Annotated in this window: 20 protein-coding genes; 3 read left to right on the top strand and 17 right to left on the bottom strand. The window is 43.9% G+C overall.

The window, feature by feature from the left end; all coding sequences use genetic code 11:
• The 3 genes from FTW16_RS05955 to FTW16_RS05945 all read right to left on the bottom strand — a co-directional run bounded on the left by FTW16_RS05955 (window position 1) and on the right by FTW16_RS05945 (window position 2,171).
• Window positions 1-837, bottom strand: a complete 837-nt coding sequence (locus tag FTW16_RS05955; protein WP_146490416.1) for a DUF4198 domain-containing protein — start codon at window positions 835-837, stop codon at window positions 1-3.
• Window positions 838-938: 101 nt separating this feature from the next.
• Window positions 939-1,457 carry a DUF2271 domain-containing protein gene (locus FTW16_RS05950; RefSeq protein WP_146490415.1) on the bottom strand — a complete coding sequence of 173 codons (519 nt, stop codon included), beginning with the start codon at window positions 1,455-1,457 and terminating at the stop codon, window positions 939-941.
• Between the two features lie 84 nt (window positions 1,458-1,541).
• Entirely contained in the window at window positions 1,542-2,171 is a 630-nt protein-coding gene (locus tag FTW16_RS05945) for a PepSY-associated TM helix domain-containing protein (protein ID WP_146490414.1), read from the bottom strand.
• Window positions 2,172-2,513: 342 nt separating this feature from the next.
• Here FTW16_RS05945 and FTW16_RS05940 point away from each other — a divergent pair, with 342 nt between their 5' ends.
• Window positions 2,514-2,834, top strand: coding sequence for a hypothetical protein (locus FTW16_RS05940; protein WP_146490413.1), 321 nt, complete (start codon window positions 2,514-2,516; stop codon window positions 2,832-2,834).
• 130 nt (window positions 2,835-2,964) lie between these two features.
• On the opposite strand, the gene FTW16_RS05935 is transcribed toward FTW16_RS05940, so the two are convergent.
• The 7 genes from FTW16_RS05935 to FTW16_RS05905 all read right to left on the bottom strand — a co-directional run bounded on the left by FTW16_RS05935 (window position 2,965) and on the right by FTW16_RS05905 (window position 10,159).
• Window positions 2,965-4,143, bottom strand: coding sequence for a tetratricopeptide repeat protein (locus tag FTW16_RS05935; protein ID WP_146490412.1), 1,179 nt, complete (start codon window positions 4,141-4,143; stop codon window positions 2,965-2,967).
• Window positions 4,140-4,760, bottom strand: coding sequence for an energy transducer TonB (locus tag FTW16_RS05930; protein ID WP_048612627.1), 621 nt, complete (start codon window positions 4,758-4,760; stop codon window positions 4,140-4,142). Before FTW16_RS05930 ends, FTW16_RS05935 begins: the two co-directional genes overlap by 4 nt.
• A gap of 19 nt (window positions 4,761-4,779) precedes the next feature.
• On the bottom strand, window positions 4,780-5,184 hold the full coding sequence (locus tag FTW16_RS05925; protein ID WP_004731145.1) for an ExbD/TolR family protein: 405 nt from the start codon (window positions 5,182-5,184) through the stop codon (window positions 4,780-4,782).
• Complete coding sequence (locus FTW16_RS05920; protein ID WP_146490411.1) at window positions 5,181-5,741, bottom strand: MotA/TolQ/ExbB proton channel family protein; 561 nt, start codon at window positions 5,739-5,741, stop codon at window positions 5,181-5,183. Before FTW16_RS05920 ends, FTW16_RS05925 begins: the two co-directional genes overlap by 4 nt.
• A complete protein-coding gene (locus FTW16_RS05915; protein ID WP_146490410.1) occupies window positions 5,741-7,117 on the bottom strand; it encodes a MotA/TolQ/ExbB proton channel family protein in 1,377 nt (458 codons plus the stop codon). The genes FTW16_RS05920 and FTW16_RS05915 overlap by 1 nt, the downstream gene beginning before the upstream one ends.
• The gene (locus FTW16_RS05910; protein ID WP_146490409.1) at window positions 7,117-7,884 is read right to left on the bottom strand and encodes a DUF3450 domain-containing protein; all 768 of its coding nucleotides are present in this window, start codon (window positions 7,882-7,884) and stop codon (window positions 7,117-7,119) included. The genes FTW16_RS05915 and FTW16_RS05910 overlap by 1 nt, the downstream gene beginning before the upstream one ends.
• A gap of 178 nt (window positions 7,885-8,062) precedes the next feature.
• Window positions 8,063-10,159: a TonB-dependent siderophore receptor gene (locus FTW16_RS05905; protein ID WP_146490408.1), complete on the bottom strand. Its 2,097-nt coding sequence runs from the start codon at window positions 10,157-10,159 to the stop codon at window positions 8,063-8,065.
• Between the two features lie 558 nt (window positions 10,160-10,717).
• Here FTW16_RS05905 and FTW16_RS05900 point away from each other — a divergent pair.
• Window positions 10,718-12,022 carry a dicarboxylate/amino acid:cation symporter gene (locus tag FTW16_RS05900; protein ID WP_146490407.1) on the top strand — a complete coding sequence of 435 codons (1,305 nt, stop codon included), beginning with the start codon at window positions 10,718-10,720 and terminating at the stop codon, window positions 12,020-12,022.
• 173 nt (window positions 12,023-12,195) lie between these two features.
• Here FTW16_RS05900 and FTW16_RS05895 read toward each other — a convergent pair whose 3' ends face one another.
• The 3 genes from FTW16_RS05895 to FTW16_RS05885 form a co-directional block, all read right to left on the bottom strand.
• Window positions 12,196-13,581, bottom strand: a complete 1,386-nt coding sequence (locus FTW16_RS05895; RefSeq protein WP_146490406.1) for a sensor histidine kinase — start codon at window positions 13,579-13,581, stop codon at window positions 12,196-12,198.
• Window positions 13,578-14,243 carry a response regulator transcription factor gene (locus tag FTW16_RS05890; protein ID WP_060981260.1) on the bottom strand — a complete coding sequence of 222 codons (666 nt, stop codon included), beginning with the start codon at window positions 14,241-14,243 and terminating at the stop codon, window positions 13,578-13,580. The genes FTW16_RS05895 and FTW16_RS05890 overlap by 4 nt, the downstream gene beginning before the upstream one ends.
• An 80-nt stretch (window positions 14,244-14,323) precedes the next feature.
• Window positions 14,324-14,797 (bottom strand): NYN domain-containing protein, encoded by a 474-nt coding sequence (locus tag FTW16_RS05885; protein WP_004731130.1) that lies wholly within the window; start codon window positions 14,795-14,797, stop codon window positions 14,324-14,326.
• A gap of 220 nt (window positions 14,798-15,017) precedes the next feature.
• Between FTW16_RS05885 and FTW16_RS05880 the strand changes: the two genes are divergently transcribed.
• On the top strand, window positions 15,018-15,569 hold the full coding sequence (locus FTW16_RS05880; protein WP_146490405.1) for a DUF4174 domain-containing protein: 552 nt from the start codon (window positions 15,018-15,020) through the stop codon (window positions 15,567-15,569).
• A gap of 112 nt (window positions 15,570-15,681) precedes the next feature.
• Here the strand turns inward: FTW16_RS05880 and cobA are convergent, their stop codons facing one another.
• The 4 genes from cobA to nirB form a co-directional block, all read right to left on the bottom strand.
• Window positions 15,682-16,452, bottom strand: a complete 771-nt coding sequence (gene cobA, locus FTW16_RS05875; RefSeq protein ID WP_146490404.1) for a uroporphyrinogen-III C-methyltransferase — start codon at window positions 16,450-16,452, stop codon at window positions 15,682-15,684.
• 318 nt (window positions 16,453-16,770) lie between these two features.
• Window positions 16,771-17,586, bottom strand: coding sequence for a formate/nitrite transporter family protein (locus FTW16_RS05870; protein ID WP_061016882.1), 816 nt, complete (start codon window positions 17,584-17,586; stop codon window positions 16,771-16,773).
• A 122-nt stretch (window positions 17,587-17,708) separates the two neighbouring features.
• A complete protein-coding gene (gene nirD / locus FTW16_RS05865) occupies window positions 17,709-18,032 on the bottom strand; it encodes a nitrite reductase small subunit NirD (RefSeq protein ID WP_017066844.1) in 324 nt (107 codons plus the stop codon).
• Window positions 18,033-18,047: 15 nt separating this feature from the next.
• Window positions 18,048-20,606, bottom strand: coding sequence for a nitrite reductase large subunit NirB (gene nirB, locus FTW16_RS05860; RefSeq protein ID WP_146490403.1), 2,559 nt, complete (start codon window positions 20,604-20,606; stop codon window positions 18,048-18,050).
• Between the last annotated feature and the right edge of the window lie 683 nt (window positions 20,607-21,289).

The raw sequence follows: 21,289 nt of genomic DNA, 5'->3' as shown, positions 1-21,289 counted from the left end.
TTATTGAAGCAGTGTTTCGAACGTTAGGTGAACGTTCGCGCTTGCTTTGTCTGCCAGTGGGTTGTCAATCAACTCACCTTTGTAGTTCGCTTTCATTACGTAACGACCCGCTACGTCTGGAGTAAAGGTGATCTCGCCGTTCTCATCGCTCACCACGTCAATCTGCTCTTGGTGGTTGCGGTAAAGCGTACCTTCACGAGTGATTTCCGCCTTCACGCCTTTCTGAACATCACCGTTGTAGAAGAACTGGAATGTCACTGGTTCGCCTTCAACGATGTCTGATGGGTGTGTCACAGGCTTCATTTCAAGAAGCTTGCCTTCAATTTTAAAGACTGAATCTGTTGGCTTACCTACCGTGATGTAGCTTTCTGCGCGCGTGAAGCTGATTTGTGTTACCACGTCACGTGATTTTTCAGGAAGCACAGAGCCACGCTCCGCTTTGTTTGCCTTCATCCATTTCACCGTGTCACGGCGGCCCGCTTTGTATTGTGTGTAGTAAGACGGTTCATTGTTGATCGCAACTTTGTGCGTACCTTCTTCTTCAAAATAGAAGTCGAAGATAGAGCGGCGCTTACCACGAATAACAAAGTTAGGACGCTCGCTGCGACCGTCTGGCATGATGACATGAGCATTTTCGCTACCAGCAGGCTTATCAAACACAAACGTACCGTGAGACGCAGTTACGTCGAACGTTAGCCAATCACCACCTTCTTTAGATACAGTGAAGTGAGATGGCAGGATCCAACGCGGGTGAGCTTGCGCTGTTGTCGTTGTTGCTAGGCCGAATGCCATCACACCCGCTACAGCGAGTGCCTTAATTTTTATCTGTTTCATCATGTTCAATTCCATTATTTATAATTGTTAGCCGTGTCGCTCTATCTGAGCTTACGATGACGACTGTCTATTCTGTTCAGTTTGCTTTTGCGATTTCGCACTTACTATCTAGCGATATAGTTCAGAGTGATTTCACCCGTCTCTTCCGTTGCCTTTAGCTCATATGAAGCATTTGTATCCGTTAGTGATACTTTTTGACGAAGGTAATTACGGCCACCGTGTTCGCGAACAACTTCGATATGAACCGTGTACTCGCCTTGTTCTAGCGTTTCACCGCTGTCGCTCTTGCCATCCCAAACGAAACGGTACTGACCAGCAGGGCGTGTTGCAGACGTCACAGCGTCAACCAGTTCACGATCGTAACGGCCAACCTTTCTCCACCAGCTACGCAAATCCTTAAGCCATTCGTCTTTACCGACCCAAAGCTCGATGGTTTTCACTGACTTTCGTTCGCTGTTCTCTACCCACACCGCCACATAAGGACGCGCGTACATAGAGGTATCGATCTTTGGTAGCTTAAAGTTCACATCAAGTTTTGCCGTATCAGGGATCGCTTGTGCCATACCTAGGCTTGGCAAAAGAGATAAAGCAAGAAGCGCCTTGCTCCAGTTCATTTTTTTCATGTTTAACAACCTTTTAAATCCGTTTAACCATTAATTATTTCTTCAAGTCGATTCATCAAACTAATTCGTCAAGTCAAATAATGGTTATGGCACGGCGACAAAATAGATAACAAGTGAGATTGCAGACCCAAACACCGTCCACTTGATGGAGGTATTGAGTGTCTTTTTCTTAGGTAGCAGTAAGCACACGCCAGTCAGCACAAAGAAGATCATCAGTAGCGCGGTGATATCGATAAACCATTTCCATACTTCTCCGCTGTTACGACCTTTGTGTAGATCGTTCAACAATGCGATAACGCCGTAATTAGTGGTTTCGACTTCTACAAATTCAGACGCAACGTCAACAAACACGGAAGCGTTGTAGCCTGGTCCTTTGAAGTCCATAGACACTTCACCGATGAGCAACTCACCGTCTTCAATCTCTGCGTAGATGTCCAAACCTGAAGGAACGCCGGAGAGGTTAGCTTCTTCAAACAGAAACGTTTCAAAGGCTGTTTCGTTAGCTTTTAAACGTCCGTCTTGGATCGTAAATACACTCGTGGGAAGCATTAACGTAGAGCGTTGGATATTGGGTTGGCTTGATTCAAATAACTCAGGTCGGTTCAGGGTGATACCTGTCACTGAGAAAAAAAGAACCACGAACAGAAGTGCCATAGAAATATAAACATGAAGTCGGCGAGCCCATGACTGAACCGCCCTACTTTTTAACGACATACAAACCAATACCTATAAATTTTATGGCGACAATTTAGTTGATAATCATTCGTATTGGCATTCAATTTACATTGTTTACGTTTGCCGAGCGGCGTAAGGAAATTTACATAACATTACATCGGAAGTAATCGAACTGTATGCATATTCTTGCTAACGTGTACTAGAGGGATTTGATTCGTTCTATTAGAGGTAATCGATAACAGGGTCAAAGCTCAAAAAACCTCAATCTCAACATCCTTGACTGAGATGGGTTTAAGGTAACAGTTGTGGCTTTAAGGATAGAAAGTTGGGACTATTTGACCACTGGTTTGAGATAGCTAATGAAGCTTAAAAGGATTTGAAATGCGTATTATTGTTTTGGCTTTTGCTGCGCTAGCAACGGCGTGTACCAGCCAAATAGCCAGCACGGAAGAACATATTCAACAATACATCGGTTCAGACATAACCGATGTACAAGAACGTTATCTCACCGAACGCTCACGCCCTATCAGTTTTTGGGCGTCTCGCAACTATGCTTGGATTGAGACGAAGAAGCCGTTAGACAATGGTTATACAGTACACGCATTCAAAAATCCTTATCGTGACTGCACCATTAATTGGGTCGCTGATACCAGTGGCGTAATTCAGAGTGCGACGTCCAGCGGCACGATGTGCGAGCCTTAATTGACGCACTGGAACGATAAAGATCAAACAGTTTTAATCGCCAAAAATTAAAAAGGGTGTCATTTGAACCATCAAATGACACCCTTTTCTCTTTGTTACTTTCTCTTGTCTTCTGTTGTGCTATTAGCAGTTAAACGTTGCCGTTATCACTCACTGTTCTTAGCTGAGTCAGATATTTAATCCAACCTTTTGCTTCAGAAGAAGGCTCAATGTTGTTCGCACGTTTCGCTTGAGCAAGAGCATTATCAAGATTCTTTAGCTTGTACCATGAACGTACTTTCGCTAAAGCAACATCAGCTTGCTTGTTCTTGTCTTTCACTTTATCCAAAACAACCAGAGCACGATCGTAGTAACCTTGCTGAACCAGTAATTGAGCCACGTTCCAATGATATTGCGTGTCTTTTTTAGACGCTAACGTCCACACTTCAATCGCATTGTCCCACTCTTTCGCTAACTGCCAGTAGGTTGCTTGCTCAGCCAGAAGTTGAACATCGCTGTTCGCATCATCTAACTTAGCGATCTCTTGTGCTGCACGCTCTGGAATACCACGTTTAGCATAAAGCTGAGCCAGTAGTCGGCGGTCTGAGTTTTTCAGCTCAACACCTTGTAGATCCGCCAACGCTAACGTGTTCAATGCATCGCGGTTACGTTCTAGTCTTAACTGAATGCCCACAAGTTGACGCCACCAGTTGTCTTTTTCTGGCTGAAGTTCAATCAGGCTTTCCAGTGTCGGAATAGATTGCTTCCACTGCTTTAACTGTAGTTGCGCACCCAGTTTTAGAGACAGAGGCGACAGTTCTGATTTTGCATTGAACTTATCACGATTACCAATCGCTACTAGTACTTTTGACCAGTTTTCGATTTGGTATTCCGCTTGTGCAATTCGCATCCAAAGCACTTCTTTCTTTTCTGCCTCTGGTGCTGTTTTTACTAACTCGTAGTAATGTGGAAGCGCGTTTTTGAACTGCTGATCGTTTAATAACAGATCCGCAAGCATACGCTTCGTTATCCAAGCTTGTTCATCCACCAGCAAATTAGTGTCTACGGCATAAGTAAGCTGCTTAATTGCCTTATCCGTTTTGCCATCTTGCCAGTAAAACACACCCAGCATACGAGCTACGTACGCTTTGTCGTAGCCCTTAGAAAGCTCTAAACCTGTAAGTACGTCAATGGCCTGTTTAACCTGTTCATCTTGAGCAAGCTTATGCGCCTTTTGAACACGAATAGCAGTATATTGGGTTAGCTCTTGTGCCTGTGTTGTAAGGGGCATTAACAACAAGCCCACTAATATCCATATCTGTTTCATCATTTTGCCAACTTAAACTCTAGTTTCACGGTTTGACCAACCTGAGCTATCGCTTTTCCATCGACGACTTTCGGTTGATATTTCCATTTTTTAAGTGCTCTCATCGCTTCACGTTCAAACATACGACGTGGGTTTGCGTCAGTGACTTGAATATCAATTGGGCGCCCCGTTTCATCGATGGTAAAAGACATAATCACATGGCCTTCAGCTCCACGCTTAAGCGCTTTCGCTGGGTAACGAGGCTCCACTCGGTACAAAGGCATTGCTTGTTGGTTTGACCCAAAATCAGAGAATGTCGGTGCGTTAATCGCTAGGCCATCAATGGATGTATTCAAATCCAATGAAGGCAGAGAAGACATCGAATTCAGAGGCGTAACTTCAGCTTGTGACTGAGATGTTTGCGCTTCCGGTGGCGGCTCTGGCATTTCTGGTTTTTCAGGGACTGCACGTTGCCTTCTTTGGACTTCTTGTTCTTGTTCCACCATCACCATGTTGAAACTTAACGTCTCACTGTTGTCTGGTGAACGTTGGTGGCCATTATCGACCATCCAAGCCATAAAAGAAAACAGAGCTAAGCCCAATGCGCCCGCTAGCGGTAAAGCAAGAAATAGGCGAATCATTTATGAAGATCCTCCAAGATCATCGCTTTTCAGCAGCAAGCGCAATGTTTTTAACACCCGCACCTTTCGCGGCGTCCATCACTTTAACAACCGTACCGTTGTAAGCGTGCTCATCCGCTTGAATAACCAAAGAAGCATCAGGTTGTTCTAGCAACAAGTGTTCTAACGTTGCTTGGACACGTTCAACATCAACAACACGTTTATCGATGAAGATGTCATTCGCAGAAGTAATCGCAACAAAGATGCCCGCATCCTTTTGGCTTACTACGTTAGACGCTTGTGGGCGATTGACTTCAACCCCTGATTCACGAACAAATGAACTGGTCACAATAAAGAAAATAAGCATGATAAATACAATATCAAGCATCGAAGTAAGGTCTATTTGAGCCTCTTCGTTTTTTGAATGACGTCGACCGAGTCTCATCGTTGACTCCTTAAAGATTTTTCTAATTTCAATTCTAAGCGGTTACACACTTTCGCTAAACGAGCGTGAACAAACATGCCCGCTAATGCAGCAACCATACCAGCCATGGTTGGCAGTGTTGCCAACGAGATACCTGAAGCCATCAATTTAGGGTCACTGCTACCTTGTGTCGCCATGACATCAAAAACAGAGATCATACCGGTAACGGTACCTAGCAAACCCAACATCGGACAAATAGCGACTAACAGCTTAATAAAGTTCAAGTTTTGGTTAAGTAAGATACTCGCTTGCCCTAACCAACCTTCACGAATGGCCTTAGCATGCCAAGAAGAGTGATCTTCTCTTTCATGCCACTTAGTAATCCAAGCTTGGCGCTGCTTTGGAAAGTAGAACGCAAGATAAAGCATACGTTCTACTACAAGCACCCAGTAAACTAGGACAACAGCTGCTAGCCACCACAGGACGAAACCGCCCTGCTCCATAAAGCTTGATAAAGACAGCAGCCAGTCACTCGTTAACCAACTCGCTGGTAATAGAGAACCCGACAGAATATCCATTACGCAGCAGTCCCAACTGGTGAAACGACAACTTTTGATTCATCCGTCTTTTCTGCCTGCTCAGCAACGAGGCCAATACCTTGTTTCTCAAGAATATTGCGAATGTTTTCAGCCTGAGTGCTAAGAATGTTATGCGCTAATAGAAGGGGCATTGCAGCAACAAGACCAAGTACGGTTGTTACAAGTGCCATCGAAATACCACCCGCCATCACTTTAGGGTCGCCATTACCAAACTGTGTGATCACTTGAAATGTTTCGATCATACCCGTTACTGTACCTAGAAGGCCCAACATTGGTGCTAGTGCTGCCAATAGTTTAAGCATTGATAGGCCTTTCTCTAAATGAGTCTGCTCATCAACAACCGCTTCTAAAAGTCGCAACTCTAACGCTTCTACCGTTTGGTTTTGCTCTTTGTTGTAAACTGCAAGAACGCGACCAAGAGGATTGTCGCCCGCTTGTTCAGGGTTCTTCAGTTGTGCGCGAATTTTCTGACGAGCGATAGCTAAAGAAATACCACGAACCAATGCGATGATTAAGCCAATTGCAAGCAAGCCAAGAATCACTTTACCAACAACACCACCCGCTTGAAGGCGATCTGTGAGGCTTGGTGTTAGCGCTAGTTGCTCTAGCATGAACCCACGAGAAGGATCGACAACCACGTTAGACACGTCGCCATTAGCTAATGTAGATAGCGATGCTAAAGTTGGACCATTCGATGGTTGTTTCAGATACGCAATCGCATCTTCACGCTGAGTGTTCCAGCTAACATAGCCTTGGTCTGTTACTAAGCCGATTGAACCTAAGCGATAAGCGTCGACAGTTTGTGTATTGCCTTCACCATTGATGAATGCAATTTGAGATTTGCTAAGCTCAGAGCTCGCTTGGATCTGTTCAACCATACTCATCCACAAACCGGTCAGCTGTGGCATTGAAGGCAGTGATTTAGCATCAATGATTTGATCAACAGTTGCAGTGTATTCAGCGCGATCAACACTGTTCACGGTTGAGCTAAGTTCTGCGCCGAGTTCTTTTGCGTTTTGACGAACGACACCGAACAGCTCGCCTAAGCTACCGGTTTCTAAACGCAGCTTCTCTTCTAAGCGAGCAAGCTTGTTTTCGTTATCACTGAAGGTTTGAGTCAGAACATCTGTCGCACCTTGGATAGAGGTACGTTTCGCTTCAAGCTGCGCTTTGATCGCTTTCAGTTCTTGTTCTGTCTTTTTGAAATCAGCTTCACGCACCACGTTGTGAGAAGCTTGAGTTCGGCTTTCTGATTTTGCTTTATTAACAAGCTGAGCTGTCGTGTCTGATGCAGAGAAAGCAGAAAATGAAATGGACGTAATGCAAAGCAATGCTGCTAATGGTTTTAAGTTCATTACTTAACCTCCGCAACAGTTAAAGAAACAGGTAAAGTAATTAGGCTTGGCGCCGCTTGTTGGCTAGCAATATCGTACGCTTTATCTAGTTCAGACTTCATTGAAGAATCTAACTCTTGCCATTGACCTTTTGTTTGATCCCAAGACCAATATTGGCTGCCATTTAGGTTGCGAGCAACTAAAGAGATACGACCTAGGTGCAACACGTCAGCTTCAATCGTTCTGTCGCTGCTCAATACTACTCGACCTTGATAAGCACCTAGCTTGATGCCGTAGTCCATCTCAATTTGGTATGCCTCTAAAATACGGCGGTATTTCTCAGCATCACTCACATCAGCACGAGTCATCATTGCTTGCAGCTTTTCTACTCTTTCTAGACGCTGTTCTTTCTTGATTGGCACATCTTGCTCAACTAACTGTTGAAGGCCATCAATCATCTGGTACATCAAAGGCACAACACCTTGACGTGTGTATTTGATTTCGTCGATCTGCCCTTCAATGCTTTGAGCTTCTTGATTTTGGCTGTAAACCAAGGCGGCAAGGTGATCGTGATAGATTTCTAGGTTTTTGACTTCTTCTTGCAGGCGCTCAATCTCAGCTTGCAGCATTAAAGTTGCTTGTGAGCTTTTATCAATAACCTTTTGGCTCGAAGCCGACGCGTTATTGGTTTTATTTTGAATTGATTGAGCTTGTTCTAAGCTATTTGCCATAGAAGACGTTGCGGCCAAACTGATGGCAAGCGCTAGGCTAGTTTTTAAAAGATTCATAATTGTAGTCATTTACTATAAGAAGAAGGTCAAATGAGTTTTATTGATAAGCGGTCTCATTATCATTAAAACCCACTCACATAGCTAGGGATATTTTAAGAAATAGCAGAATCACGAAAGGGGAAAGTCGAAACCTTCCCCTCTATATTTAAGCTAACAATAGTACCCTACTAACAAATTAGTATTTTACCTGTAAAGTCGCCATGTAGTTGCGGCCTTCGCCGATTACTACGTCTTCTGCAAATTGGTGTTTTGAAGAAGTTGAACCACCACCCGCTAGGTATTCTTTGTCAAATACGTTCTCTACTGTTAGACGAGCAACGAAGTCTAGAGAGTCGTCGTACTTAAGCGTGTATGCTGCACCCATATCGACACGAGCATAGCCATCTTTCTTGAACGTGTTCGCACTATCACCGTAACGAGAACCCTCGTAGATAAGGCCTAGGTTAACATCAACTTCGTTTGTCGCTGCGTAAGTAGACCAAACGCTTGCTGCAAACTCAGGTACGTCAACTGGACGGTTACCTTCATACGTTTCATGGTTCGTGATTTCTGCATCTAAGTACATTGCTGAGCCAGACATAGAGAATTTTTCAGAGATAAAACCTTGCGCGGCTAACTCAGCACCACGGTGAACTTGTTCGCCACCTTGTGTCTTCGTCCAATCGCCTGATGAAGTGTCTTCTACATCCATTGAGATGTTTTCTTGGGTAATATCAAATACCGCACCAGAAACGAATAGACGTTCGTCCATCAGTTCCCACTTAGTACCGACTTCATAAGAAACACCCGTCGCGGCATCAAGAAGTTCACCATCGTTCGTGTAATTGCGGCTACCGCTAGAGACAACGCCTTGTGGTTCAAAGCTTTCAGAGTAAGAAGCGTAAATGCTACCGTTTGATGCTGGGTGGTAAATCACGCCAAGCTTAGGTGCTACGTTTTCTTCTGCAACGCCATCACTTACTTTACGGTCGAAACGAGCGCCCGCAAGAACTTGCCATTCGTCATTGATAGTAATCAGATCTTGAATGTAGAAACCCCAAGTATCGTAAGTGCTCATCTTACCTAGCGATGTTGGACCCACTGACGGTGCTGGTACCGTTGCATCTGGTGCGTATTCACCGCTGCTGAAGCGATCCATACCACGATAATAGCTGTAGCCTAACCAGTTAGCGCCGAATAATAGTTGGTGCTCTGTGCCAGCAAGATCAGCGGTTGTTGTTAGATCGACATAAGCTGTTCTGAAACGCCATTTGTCGTGACGGTAGTTGCCGCCTTGAGTCACGGTGCCTGTACCGTCAGGATTCATGTTTGAAAAGCTTGGGTAGCTTTCCATATCGATACGTTCGAAATCTTGGTAGTTGAAACCTGTTTTTAAAGACCATGTGTCAGTCAGGTTAGCAGCAATATCAAAGCCTACGTTCTCAACATCGTTTTCAATCTGTGACCACTGCGCATCCCAAATGTGCTTGTCGCTACCCACGCGGTTGCCATCTAGTGTGTATAGTGCACCAGAATCTACGCTACCTTCGTCATTGGTCTTGTCGTAGTGAACAGAAACCATTACGTCTTCAGTTACATCGTAATCAACGAATACACCGCCAACAAAACGCTCAGTCTGTGGTTCGGTACCGTCACCGTATGTTCTCCAAGAGCCGTAGCTTTCTTTAGACACAATTGCACGACCACGTAAAGTTTCCGCGTCGTTCAATGCGCCACTTACATCAACAGTCGTACGAGAGTGATCATTCGAGCCAATGTCTTGGCTTAAGCTTACTTGCGTGTCGTAAGTAGGTTTCTTACTGACCATGTTGATCAAACCACCAGGTGCAGAAATACCGTAAAGAAGACCAGAAGGTCCTTTAAGTACTTCAACACGTTCTAGAAGTTCGATTGGTTGACGGTAGTGTGACCAATGTTGCTGGCCATTTTTAAGGAAGCCCGAAGAGCTTTCTACCGAAAAACCACGTAATGAGAAACGCTCACGGTTACGGCTTGTACCACCCGCACTTACACTTGCGTCATTCTTAAGAACGTCACCTAACGTCGTTGCACGCTGTTCATCGATGATTTGCTCATCGATTACTGAAACTTGTCCCGGAGTCTCTAATTGAGTCGCCTCCATGCGCATTGCTGTTGTGTTCGTGTCGGCTTTGTAACCGTAGTCACGACCTTCAACAACCATATGCTCGTCTGTTTTTACTGTTTCTGCCAATACTGCTGGTGAAGCTAATACTGCACCGATCACTAAAGCCAATGGGCTCTTTGAAAACATGTCCTTTACTCCGCTTTTATTCTTTATCCGAACACCTTGTTATTTATTCGATGTGTTCGTTGAACCGTTTCCGGTACCACTGAATTATTTCGGGAGTGAATATAAGTGATAATTATTACCATTTGCATTAAATTTACATTCTTTGCATTCGTAAAGTTTTGTAAAGGCGTATTGATGACTTGTTTTTATGATATTAAGCAAAACCAATTCAATACAGATATTTAGAGAGCATTTACGCTAAAAAATGGTTGTCACTATCCAGTTTTTTGAAACGGCGTTATTGGCCGGGTCAATTTAAGACGCGAAGATCAATAAGAAATTCATCTCTTCTTATTTACTACCTTTGAAATGACAACTTTATGTATAAAACCCTCGATAGATGTAAAATTATGGTGAATTATATTGTTCAATTTTGTTTAATTGACACAAATATCAGTGATTATGATCACATCTATAATTTCAAACTCATTTTTTGTTTTTCGATTTTAACAACCGACTGCTAATCTCCTGCTCACTTTGAAAAGGTATCAAAGTTATAAATAATAAGGAGTGTTCTAAATGAATACCAAGAAACCTATGTCTCTGACCGGTCGAGTAATCCTCGGTATGGTCGTAGGTATATTAACGGGATTTGCCATTCAATCCCTTTTTGCAGACAGCGGATTTGTTAATAACTACATCGTTAACGGATTCTTTGAAGTAGGCGGGCAAATCTTTGTCGCCAGTTTAAAAATGCTTGTTGTGCCACTAGTCTTCGTTTCACTAGTGTGCGGTACAAGTTCTCTTAAAGACTTATCAACTCTTGGCCGTATGGGTGGCAAAACGCTTGCACTTTATATCGGTACTACAGCCGTTGCTATCACTCTAGCACTCACTATCGGTAACCTGTTCCAACCTGGAGCTGGTGCGGATCTTACTGCTGCGAGCTCTTTCAAATCAGCAGATGCCCCTTCTTTGGGCCAAGTAATCATCGACATGTTCCCAACCAACCCTATTCAGGCGATGGCTGAGGGCAAAACGTTACAAGTTATCGTATTTGCAGTGTTGTTTGGTATCGCAATCAGTGCAGCGGGCAAACCCGGTGAACGTATCGCCGCCGTTTTCTCTGATCTTAACGAAGTGATCATGAAGCTAGTTGCGCTACTAATGAACCTTGCTCCTTACGGCGTATTCTTCTTAATGGCGAAACTGTTTTCTGGCCTTGGCTTGGGTGCGATTTGGAACCTAGCAGAATACTTCTTAGTACTTGCAGGTACCCTACTGTTACACGGTTTGGTTACTTACAGCGCAATGCTTAAAGGATTCACAGGTCTTAGTCCGATTACATTCCTACGTAAGATGGAAGATGCAATCATGTTTGCATTCTCAACAGCATCTTCAAACGCAACGATTCCAGTAACCATGGAAACGGCTAAGAACCGTATGGGCGTAGACAACAAAGTAGCGTCTTTCACAGTACCACTAGGTGCGACTGTGAACATGGATGGTACTGCTATCATGCAAGGTGTTGCGACTGCGTTTATCGCACAAGCTTACAACATCGACCTGACTATGGGCGATTACCTGATGGTTATCCTAACGGCGACACTGGCGTCTGTTGGTACTGCAGGTGTTCCTGGTGTCGGTCTTGTTATGCTAGCGATGGTATTAAACCAAGTTGGTCTACCGCTTGAAGGTATTGCTCTAATCATGGGTGTTGACCGCCTTCTTGATATGATCCGTACTGCTGTAAACATCACAGGTGATAGTGCCGTATCTATCATTGTTGCTAAGTCTGAAGGTGCTCTAGATGAGTCTCGCTTCAACGACCCAGCTGCTGGCGAGAAAGAAGAAGAAGTTAAGCTAGCACGCCAACAGGCATAATCTAGTTTCTCTGACGCTCTTGCCTTCGAGCTAAGGTGTAATTAATGGCTACACCTTAACTCACAAAAAGCGCATAAACAGAAACGCCACTGCAGATGCAGTGGCGTTTTTTATTGGGTATCGTTTTTTGAATTCGTATTCGGTATTAACTATCTCTAGAAAAAGTACTTAAATTAATCGTCGATTGGGAACATAAGATTGACCCTGAGTCCCCCACCTTCTCTATTCTCAGCAGTAACGTGCCCATTCATCACACCCATTGCTTCTTTAACAATCGCAAGCCCAAGACCATAACCACCAGACTGTTTATCACGCGCTGACTCAATTCGTGTAAAGGGATCGAAAATCCCTGCTATTTTGTTATCAGGAATACCATCTCCGTCATCTTCTACAGATATGACGCTGTAACGTTTGTCTATGACCTGTTCATATGTAGTGACGACAACATGCGCACTATCACCAGCGTATTTAATGGCGTTACCCACCAAATTGCCGATAACCCTTAGCAACAGTCGCTCATCAATATTTACCATTGAAGTCGGAGTATCTAAATCTCCGATTAAAGTTTGATTGGTTTTTAAATCACTTTGCATTTGGGCAATCAGCATCGAACAGTAGTGCTCAAGATGCATTAGCGTTAACTTAGAGTCGTAGCGAGACGTTTCTAGTCGGCTGAACTCAAGTATCTCACCCACCAGCTTATTCATCTCTTCTGTCTCATTTTCCATCCGTTCAAGCAATCCTAAGCTTTTCTCATCCACCTTATTGCGTAGTAAGTGTAATACGAGGTTTTGCCTTGCTAATGGTGTTCTCAGCTCATGTGATACATCACGAATCAGTCGACGCTGCTTTTCTGCCAGAGACTTGATCTCAAATGTCATATGATCAAAATCATGCGCGAGTTCGTTGAACTCGCGCGTCGTGGAGTTTAACTCCGAAACCACACTGACAGTAAAGTCACCTTGAGCAAGTCTGCGGCTAGCCTCCCTCAATCTATCCAGCGGTTGTTGCAAGCTCTTCGCCATAATAATTGAGAACAGCGATAATACGACTAGAGCAATCAAAGCTTTGATCATATAGGAGTATGGAGCAAAGGATTTAGCCGGATGGAACTGGTGCGGTAGTTGAATTACGAGCGTGTTGCCATTATTCAGAGGTAGGCCGAATATAGGCTTACTAACACGATCACTCAGTTGATGATCTAAGCTGCGCAAGTACTTCAATTTGAATTCAAAATGCGGATGCATGTTACGGTGCGTGATAGGTCGATTATCTTCATCGATAACGAACAGATAATACTGTTGAGCATTACCCCAATCCGCGAGCTCATCCATGTCTCCATCTTCGATCAACACATTCGCTTGATAAGCAAGATCCAACATTTCAGCTTTAACGGACTCAGGGACTTTTAGCAGAGCTTTCATCAACGCTCTTTCAGCGACGCCTTGAAGGATCAAGATACTGACTAAGATAACCGTGAGATAGCTAAACAATTGGAAAGTGAGCCCGTCTTTACGTTTAGCAATGAACTCCGGACAGCGTACCAACTTAGCACTCATGCTCCGACAGACTCTAGGTAACTGTAGCCTTTACCACGCACGGTTTTTATATGCTGTTTCGACAAGCCAGCCTGAACCAATTTCCGGCGTATATTGCTAATATGCATATCTAAGTTACGGTCGAAAGGACATAACTCTTTCTTCAGGACATGTATCTGCAGATCAGACTTGGATACAACGATACCATCATTTTTGATCAGATAATCAAGTAGGTCCTTTTCAGTCCCCGTTAGAGGTAAACGGGAGAGTTGTTCACACAAGCCGTGATTAGATGAAGCAAAAGATTGCCTCTGACGCTCGAACCCAACTCGGCGCAAGATCACCTTAATTCGGGTTAAGAGTTCAGGAACATTAAAAGGTTTAGCGATGTACTGGTCGGCTCCAGCTTGATAGCCATCGAGCATTGAGGCATCGTCATTAAGAGCGGTTAGCATAAGAATGGGAGTAGCAAAACGCTGACAAATACGTCTTGCTACTTGAATACCGCTTAGATTTGGAAGCATTACATCGAGTAAAACCAAATCAACAGGGTGAGACTGAATAAACTCTAAAGCCGATTCACCACAATGAACGGTATCAACGTGATACCCCTCATTTTCCAATACTTCACCCAGTAACTCACACAACTGAATATCATCATCAACAACTAAAACGCGAGACATTGCACACACCGATAAATAAGAACTGTTTGCATTCTAATTATCGTTATTATTGATTTCAATTATAAAGTGACTGATTTCCTCTATAGAAGAAAATCTTTTTCGATCGGTACAAATTTTGACGCAGAATCGATAAGATTTTGAGCGGTTAACCCCGGGACACCATACACTTCAACAGGTTTACCAAAACGCTCTTTGATTCGCTCTACAAGAATTTCAAAATCACCATCTCCTGATACTAAAACAATCGTATCAACCGTCTCTGCAAGCTCTATCGCGTCTAACGCAATACCCACATCCCAGTCGCCTTTTGCACTACCATCTCGACGCTGAATAAACGGCTTTAACTTCACATTAAACCCCACACCACGAAGGATGTGATGAAATTGACGCTGCTTTGGGTCTTGGCTTGAGATTGCGTAAGCATTAGCTGCAACAACATTACGCCCTTCCGTGGCAACATACCAAAACTGGTTATAGTCAAAGTTAGAACGGTATTTATCCCGTGTTGTGTAGTAAACGTTCTGAACGTCGACCAAAATTGCTATGTTTTCCATAAATTCATACCTTTAGATTTTCCGTATACCCTATTCTATTCACTTCTAAAATGCGAGTCGCTTTACTCAATAAAAATGAACCTGTCGGCTATCGTTAACGTAAATCTAACTATGCTTATTGTATGCCGATTGGCTTTACTCGTTGCTCAATAAGACTGAATTTCAGACGAGTCACATTCAAATAACGATAAGGCTTAAAGTTATTTAAGGGAGGCTGGTTATGCTACACCGACAAACACGCGAAATGTGCTTAAGCATCAAGTCAACCCAATCAGTGCTGCCTGTGGATCAACCATTCGGATCTGGCGTTGGTACTGGTTTGCTTAAACTAATGACTATCAGCATAATCTTAATCATGTGTATGGCGACTAACTCAGCCCTCGCCTACCCAGCGTACTCTCACTCCAAAGCACTACCGCACCGAAGTGTTATTTATTTCGCACCAACCGAAGATTCGATCGTTAAAGAGTTTCTCAATGAGGTTTTGATCAATAACTGTCAGTTAGAAGAAAGAGATGTTGTCATTATGGTCATTGCGGAGAGCGGCTACACTGTCCCAAATTGGTTAGTGGAAGAGTTTAACCTGGAGGCGGTAACAAACAGCTATGACATACCGAAAGGATCGCACACCGCGGTATTGATCGGTAAAGACGGAAAAGAGAAGCACAGATGGAATGGTAAGACAGATTGGAACCTAATCACCAACATAATTGACGAAATGCCCATGCGCCAGCAAGAAATGCAGCGACAAGGCAGCCGCTGCAGTATTTAATCTTCAGATTGAAGTAAGACACTGTTTATTACGCTAAAGCTATTGGTTCTTACCAACACTGTTTGCTAAACCCACGCTATTTAATAAGGCAGCGTTACTTAATAAGAGAAAGCTACTTGTTAAACCAATCAAGTTTTTCATGAAGCTGAGCCACGCTGCCAACAACGATCAAAGCCGGGCTTTTCGCGACACTCGCAAGGTTAGCTAAGTCACTCAATCCACCTCGATACACCTTCTGTTCTTGGCGAGTACCGTTTTCGATAATCGCTACAGGCATGTCTGATCGCATACCATTATCAAGCAAGTTTTTCTGAATATTCGGGCTCTCTTTTAACCCCATGTAAAACACTATCGTGTGGTTGTGCTGCGCAAGAGAGCGCCAATCGATATCTTCGCCATCTTTCTTTAAGTGACCAGTAATGAACTGGACGCTTTGTGCGTGGTCACGGTGCGTTAGAGGGATACCGGCATAAGCAGTTGCCCCAGCTGCTGCAGTAATGCCTGGGATGACTTCAAATCTAACGTCATTCTCAGCCAGAGTTTCACACTCTTCACCACCGCGACCAAAGATAAACGAGTCACCACCTTTTAGGCGTACTACATGCTTATTCTCTTGCGCTTTGGTGACCAATAATTGGTTGATCTGATCTTGCGGTACGCAGTGATGATCAAGCTTTTTACCCACATACAGCATTTCTGCTTCTGGGTTAGCCATCGCCAAGATATCTTTTGATACCAAGCGGTCATAAACCAAAACGTCTGCTTGTTGAATCACTCGTGCCGCTTTTAACGTAAGTAAGTCTGGGTCGCCCGGACCTGCACCTACTAATGAAACAAATCCTGTGTTTCCTGTTTTAACATTCGATGGCGATACTTCTGACATGCTTTGCTCCGAAAGTTAGCTTGTTATATTTCAAGCTTAATTCTGTATGACGATTCATCATTGTATGAATCACCAATATCCCTACTTCTTAGACTATCAGTTGTTGCCATAAAACTTCACGATTAATTCTAATCAAGATAGAAGTTTATATAACAAAACAATCTATTACGCTGGAACACGCTGACTTTTGCACCATTAACAAGCTCACAATGCTCATTGATAGTGCGCCCTTGATCAAGTAGAGACTGTTGAGATCAAAAAAGCCCCAAACCAACTGCTTGGGGCTTATCATTTGCTCATTAATCTAGAGCAAAAGAATTACTTAGCGCCTAGAGAAGGAGCTGTTCTAGCGTGTGTTAGGAACAAAGGAACACATGTTAGGAACAAACCACCCACGATGTTACCTAGGATTGTTGGGATAAGGTTGAAGTTCAACCATGTCGCGATACCGAAATCAGCGCCAAGAATCATACCCAGTGGGAATAGGAACATGTTTACTACTGTGTGCTCAAATACTAGTGCGAAGAAGATGAAGATTGGGAACCACATCATCGCTACACGGCCAGCAACAGTACGTGCAGTCATGTTACCAATCACACCTAGACATACCATTAGGTTACAGAAGATACCGCGTACGAAACACGTAATCCATCCGTCCATACCCATGTTTTCAAAACCTAGGCTACGCCCTGTAGAAACTGCAATAAACTTTTGCGCAACAGCGTTTGGCTCTAGAGAAAAGTTACCCGTTAGTGAAACGGCAACTAGGAAAGCAACAATCAAAGAACCGATAAGGTTACCAAGACCAACAATACCCCAACAACGAAGGATACGGCCCCAAGTAATGCCTGGGCGGTTGTCAAATTTAGCTAAAGGCGCAAGACCAAATACACCCGTTACTAGGTCATAGCCCATTACACTTAGAATGACAAAACCAACCGGGAACACAAGAGCGCCAACAATACCGATACCTGTTTGCACGATAGTTGTGATAGCAACAACAACCGCAAGAGAAAGGATGATACCAGCCATAGTGCTTCGGATCAGAAGATCACGAGTACTCGTTTTAGTTTTAGCTTCACCTACATCGATCATAGTTTGAACGAATTCTGCCGGTTTAAAATCAGTAGACATAAGGTTGTCCTTAAAAGTTAAATTTAAAAGTTAAAATTGGATAGGAAAAGGCTCTAGTTGCCGAGTTAAGGCAATATCGAAAACTAGAACCCTTGAACTATCAAATCTTACTCATCCAAAGATTAAGCAGAGATTTCTACAGCACCTTTGGTAACACGAGCTTTGTACGCTTTCACGTTGAAGTTCTCGTCTTCCATGCACGCACCTGTTGTCAGGTTAAAGCGTTGCTTCTTAAGCGGGCTTGCCACCCAAAGCTCTTCTTTGTGCTCTACAATCAGACCACGTGATAACACGTTAGACTGGAAGTAAGGGTCGGTGTTGCTAATCGCGAATACTTCTTCAGCCTTAGTTGGGCGGAAGACTGCTACTTGCTCACCACCAACCAATGCACAAACACCTGTACCTGGGATAATATCTTCGATCTTACAAACTTTGGTAAATGCCATGATGTCGTCTCCCAATTAAACCAGTTCAACGTGAAGGATATCGCCCTTCGCTTCAGGGTGTTTCTCAGTGAATGTCGCTGGACGGTGTTGTTCACGGCCATCATCAACAAACACAACGTTTTCATCACGGTCATCAGCATTGATGAAGTGTGCAAAGCGCTTAAGTTGAGCTTCATCGTTGATTGTATCTGTCCACTCACAAGCAAAGTTATCCACTAGACCAGCAATGTCAGTTTCAAGTTGGTCATTGATGCCAAGCTTGTTGTCTACAATAACTTCACGTAGGTAATCAACACCACCTTCTAGGTTATCCATCCATACCGAAGTACGTTGCAGCGGAGCAGCCGTGCGGATGTAGAACATCATGAAACGGTCGATGTATTTGATCAGCGTTTCTTGGTCTAAGTCGCTTGCAAGCAAGTCTGCGTGACGAGGTTTCATACCACCGTTACCACACACATACATGTTCCAGCCCGCGTCAGTCGCGATGATACCTAAATCTTTACCTTGAGCTTCAGCACACTCACGAGTACAACCAGACACACCAAACTTCATCTTATGAGGAGTACGGATGCCTTTGTAACGGTTCTCGATCATCACGCCTAGGCCAACTGAATCTTGAACGCCGTAACGACACCAAGTAGAACCAACACATGTCTTAGCCATACGAAGTGCTTTTGCGTAAGCTTGACCCGTTTCGTAACCCGCAGCGATTAACTTCTTCCAAATAGCTGGTAAGTCATCTTTCTGAGCACCGAACAGACCGATACGTTGTGCACCCGTGATCTTGGTGTACAGGTTGTATTCTGCAGCAACATCAGCAAGAACGCTTAGTGCTTGAGGTGTTACTTCACCACCCGCCATACGAGGGATTACAGAGTAAGTACCGTCTTTTTGCATGTTACCTAGGAAGTTATCGTTGGTATCGTGCAGTTTCACTAGTTCAGGCTTAAGGATGTGTTCACCCCAGCAAGAAGCAAGGATAGAACCCGCTAGTGGCTTACAAACTTCACAGCCGTAGCCTTTACCGTATTTCTCTAGTAACTCATCGAACGTTTTGATTTCTTCGATGCGAATCAGGTGGAAAAGCTCTTGGCGAGAGTAAGCAAAGTGTTCACACACGTCGTTCTTCACTTCAACACCAGCTTTAGCAAGTTCAGCGTTTAGTACTGAAGTCACTAGTGGAATACAACCACCACAACCAGTACCTGCGCCTGTTACCGCTTTGATATCACCAATGGTGTGGTGACCTTCGGCAACCGCTTGAGCGATCTTGCCTTTCGTTACATCGAAACAAGAACAGATAACCGCAGATTCAGGAAGCGAGTCTGCGCCAAGTGTTGGCTTTTCAGCACCAGCGTGCGCAGGAAGAATCAGTGCATCTGGGTGTTCTGGTAGGTCGATTTCGTTCAGCATAAGCTGTAGAAGATCGCCGTAGTCAGATGTATCACCAACCATTACTGCACCAAGAAGCTTCTTGTTGTCTTCAGAAACGATGATACGTTTGTAAACTTCTTGCTCTTCGTTTTGGTAAACGTAGCTCTTACAACCTGGAGTACGACCGTTCGCATCACCGATAGAGCCTACTTTCACGCCTAGAAGCTTAAGCTTCGCAGACATGTCAGCACCTTCAAATGTGCTTTCGTTACCAACAACGTGGTCAACCGCTACCGTCGCCATTTTGTAGCCAGGAGCCACTAGGCCGTAGAACGTTTGGTTCCAAGACGCACACTCACCGATGGCATAGATATCTTTGTCTGTCGTTTGACAGTGATCGTTAATCTCGATACCACCGCGAGGCGCAATACCTAGACCCATTTGACGAGCAAGTTTGTCTTGTGGGCGAATACCAGCAGAGAATACGATGAAATCAGTTTCTAGCTCTGTACCGTCTGCAAAACGCATTACGTTACGAGCTTCAGTGCCTTCAGGAGCAATCTCAAGCGTGTTCTTACTTGTATGTACGTTTACGCCCATACGTTCGATTTTTTGACGAAGTTGATTACCACCCGCCTGATCAAGCTGCTCAGCCATTAACTTAGGAGCAAACTCAACAACGTGAGTTGTCACGCCAAGTGCTTTTAGTGCGCCTGCCGCTTCAAGACCAAGTAAACCACCACCAACAACCACACCAGACTTAGAGTTTTTAGCCGTAGCTTCAATCGCTTTCAAATCTTCGATTGTGCGGTAAACGAAACAATCTTTACCTTCGTTACCTTTGATTGGTGGTACGAATGGGAAAGAACCGGTAGCAAGAACAAGTTTGTCGTATTGAATTTCGCGACCAGTGCTTGAGTAAACTGTTTTCTTTTCACGGTTAACGTTGATTGCACGTTCGCCGATCAGCATGTTGATGCCGTGTTTCTCGTAGAAGCCTTCTTTAACTAAAGAAAGTTCGTCTGCAGTGTGGTGTGAAAAGTAAGAAGAAAGGTGCACACGGTCATATGCTACTCGTGGTTCTTCACAGAACACGGTGATGTCCATGTTTGCAACATCTGTCTTCTCGACTAAATCTTCGATATAGCGATGGCCGACCATCCCGTTACCGATTACGACTAGCTTCATCTTGCTCATAAGAATTCCTGAAGGTTATATATTTCTTAACTGAGCGAATAATGAATTATGAAAGAAAATGAAAATATGATGTAAATCAATTACGAAAACAAACTACCCTAAAGGGGTAGAACAAAAGAGGTAGATCTGCTTAATTATCAGGCTAAGCAAACGAATAACCGTAGGCTTAATGGGGTTTAGCGGGGTTTTATATACACTTTCTTGCACTAGAGAGGATGTTGTAAAGTTTCATAATAGATTAGCAACAACGCAAGTAAATGACAATCATTTTCATTTATAGTCATAAGAACTGTAATAACTCATGAAAGCGTTACAGGTTCATGAGCAACTATGTATAAATATGAAGAACTTAATGACCCAAAGGACAGGCGCCCTTTTCCATTCCCTACTAATTCCACTTACAAACAGCGCAATTAGTTTAAATATGCTGGTGGTTGTTTAGTAAATGATAGATTTCCGCAAGGAAAAGACCGACAAAGAAAATCATCAGACAAGGGCTTGTTCCTAGAGGCACTAATGAACAGAGGTCAACATCGGTATTTGGAAGTAATGCTAGGAAATGGAATTTCAGATAGCAAAAAGGCCAGCATTTCTGCTGGCCTTTCAACTTTAAGTGATGGAGGCGCCTCCCGGAGTCGAACCGAGGTCCACGGATTTGCAATCCGCTGCATAGCCACTCTGCC

The sequence above is a fragment of the Vibrio sp. T20 genome, from assembly GCF_007858795.1.
GTDB lineage: Bacteria > Pseudomonadota > Gammaproteobacteria > Enterobacterales > Vibrionaceae > Vibrio > Vibrio satsumensis.
Note: the sequence above shows the minus strand (reverse complement) of the source record. Positions and strands in the feature narration are given on the sequence as shown.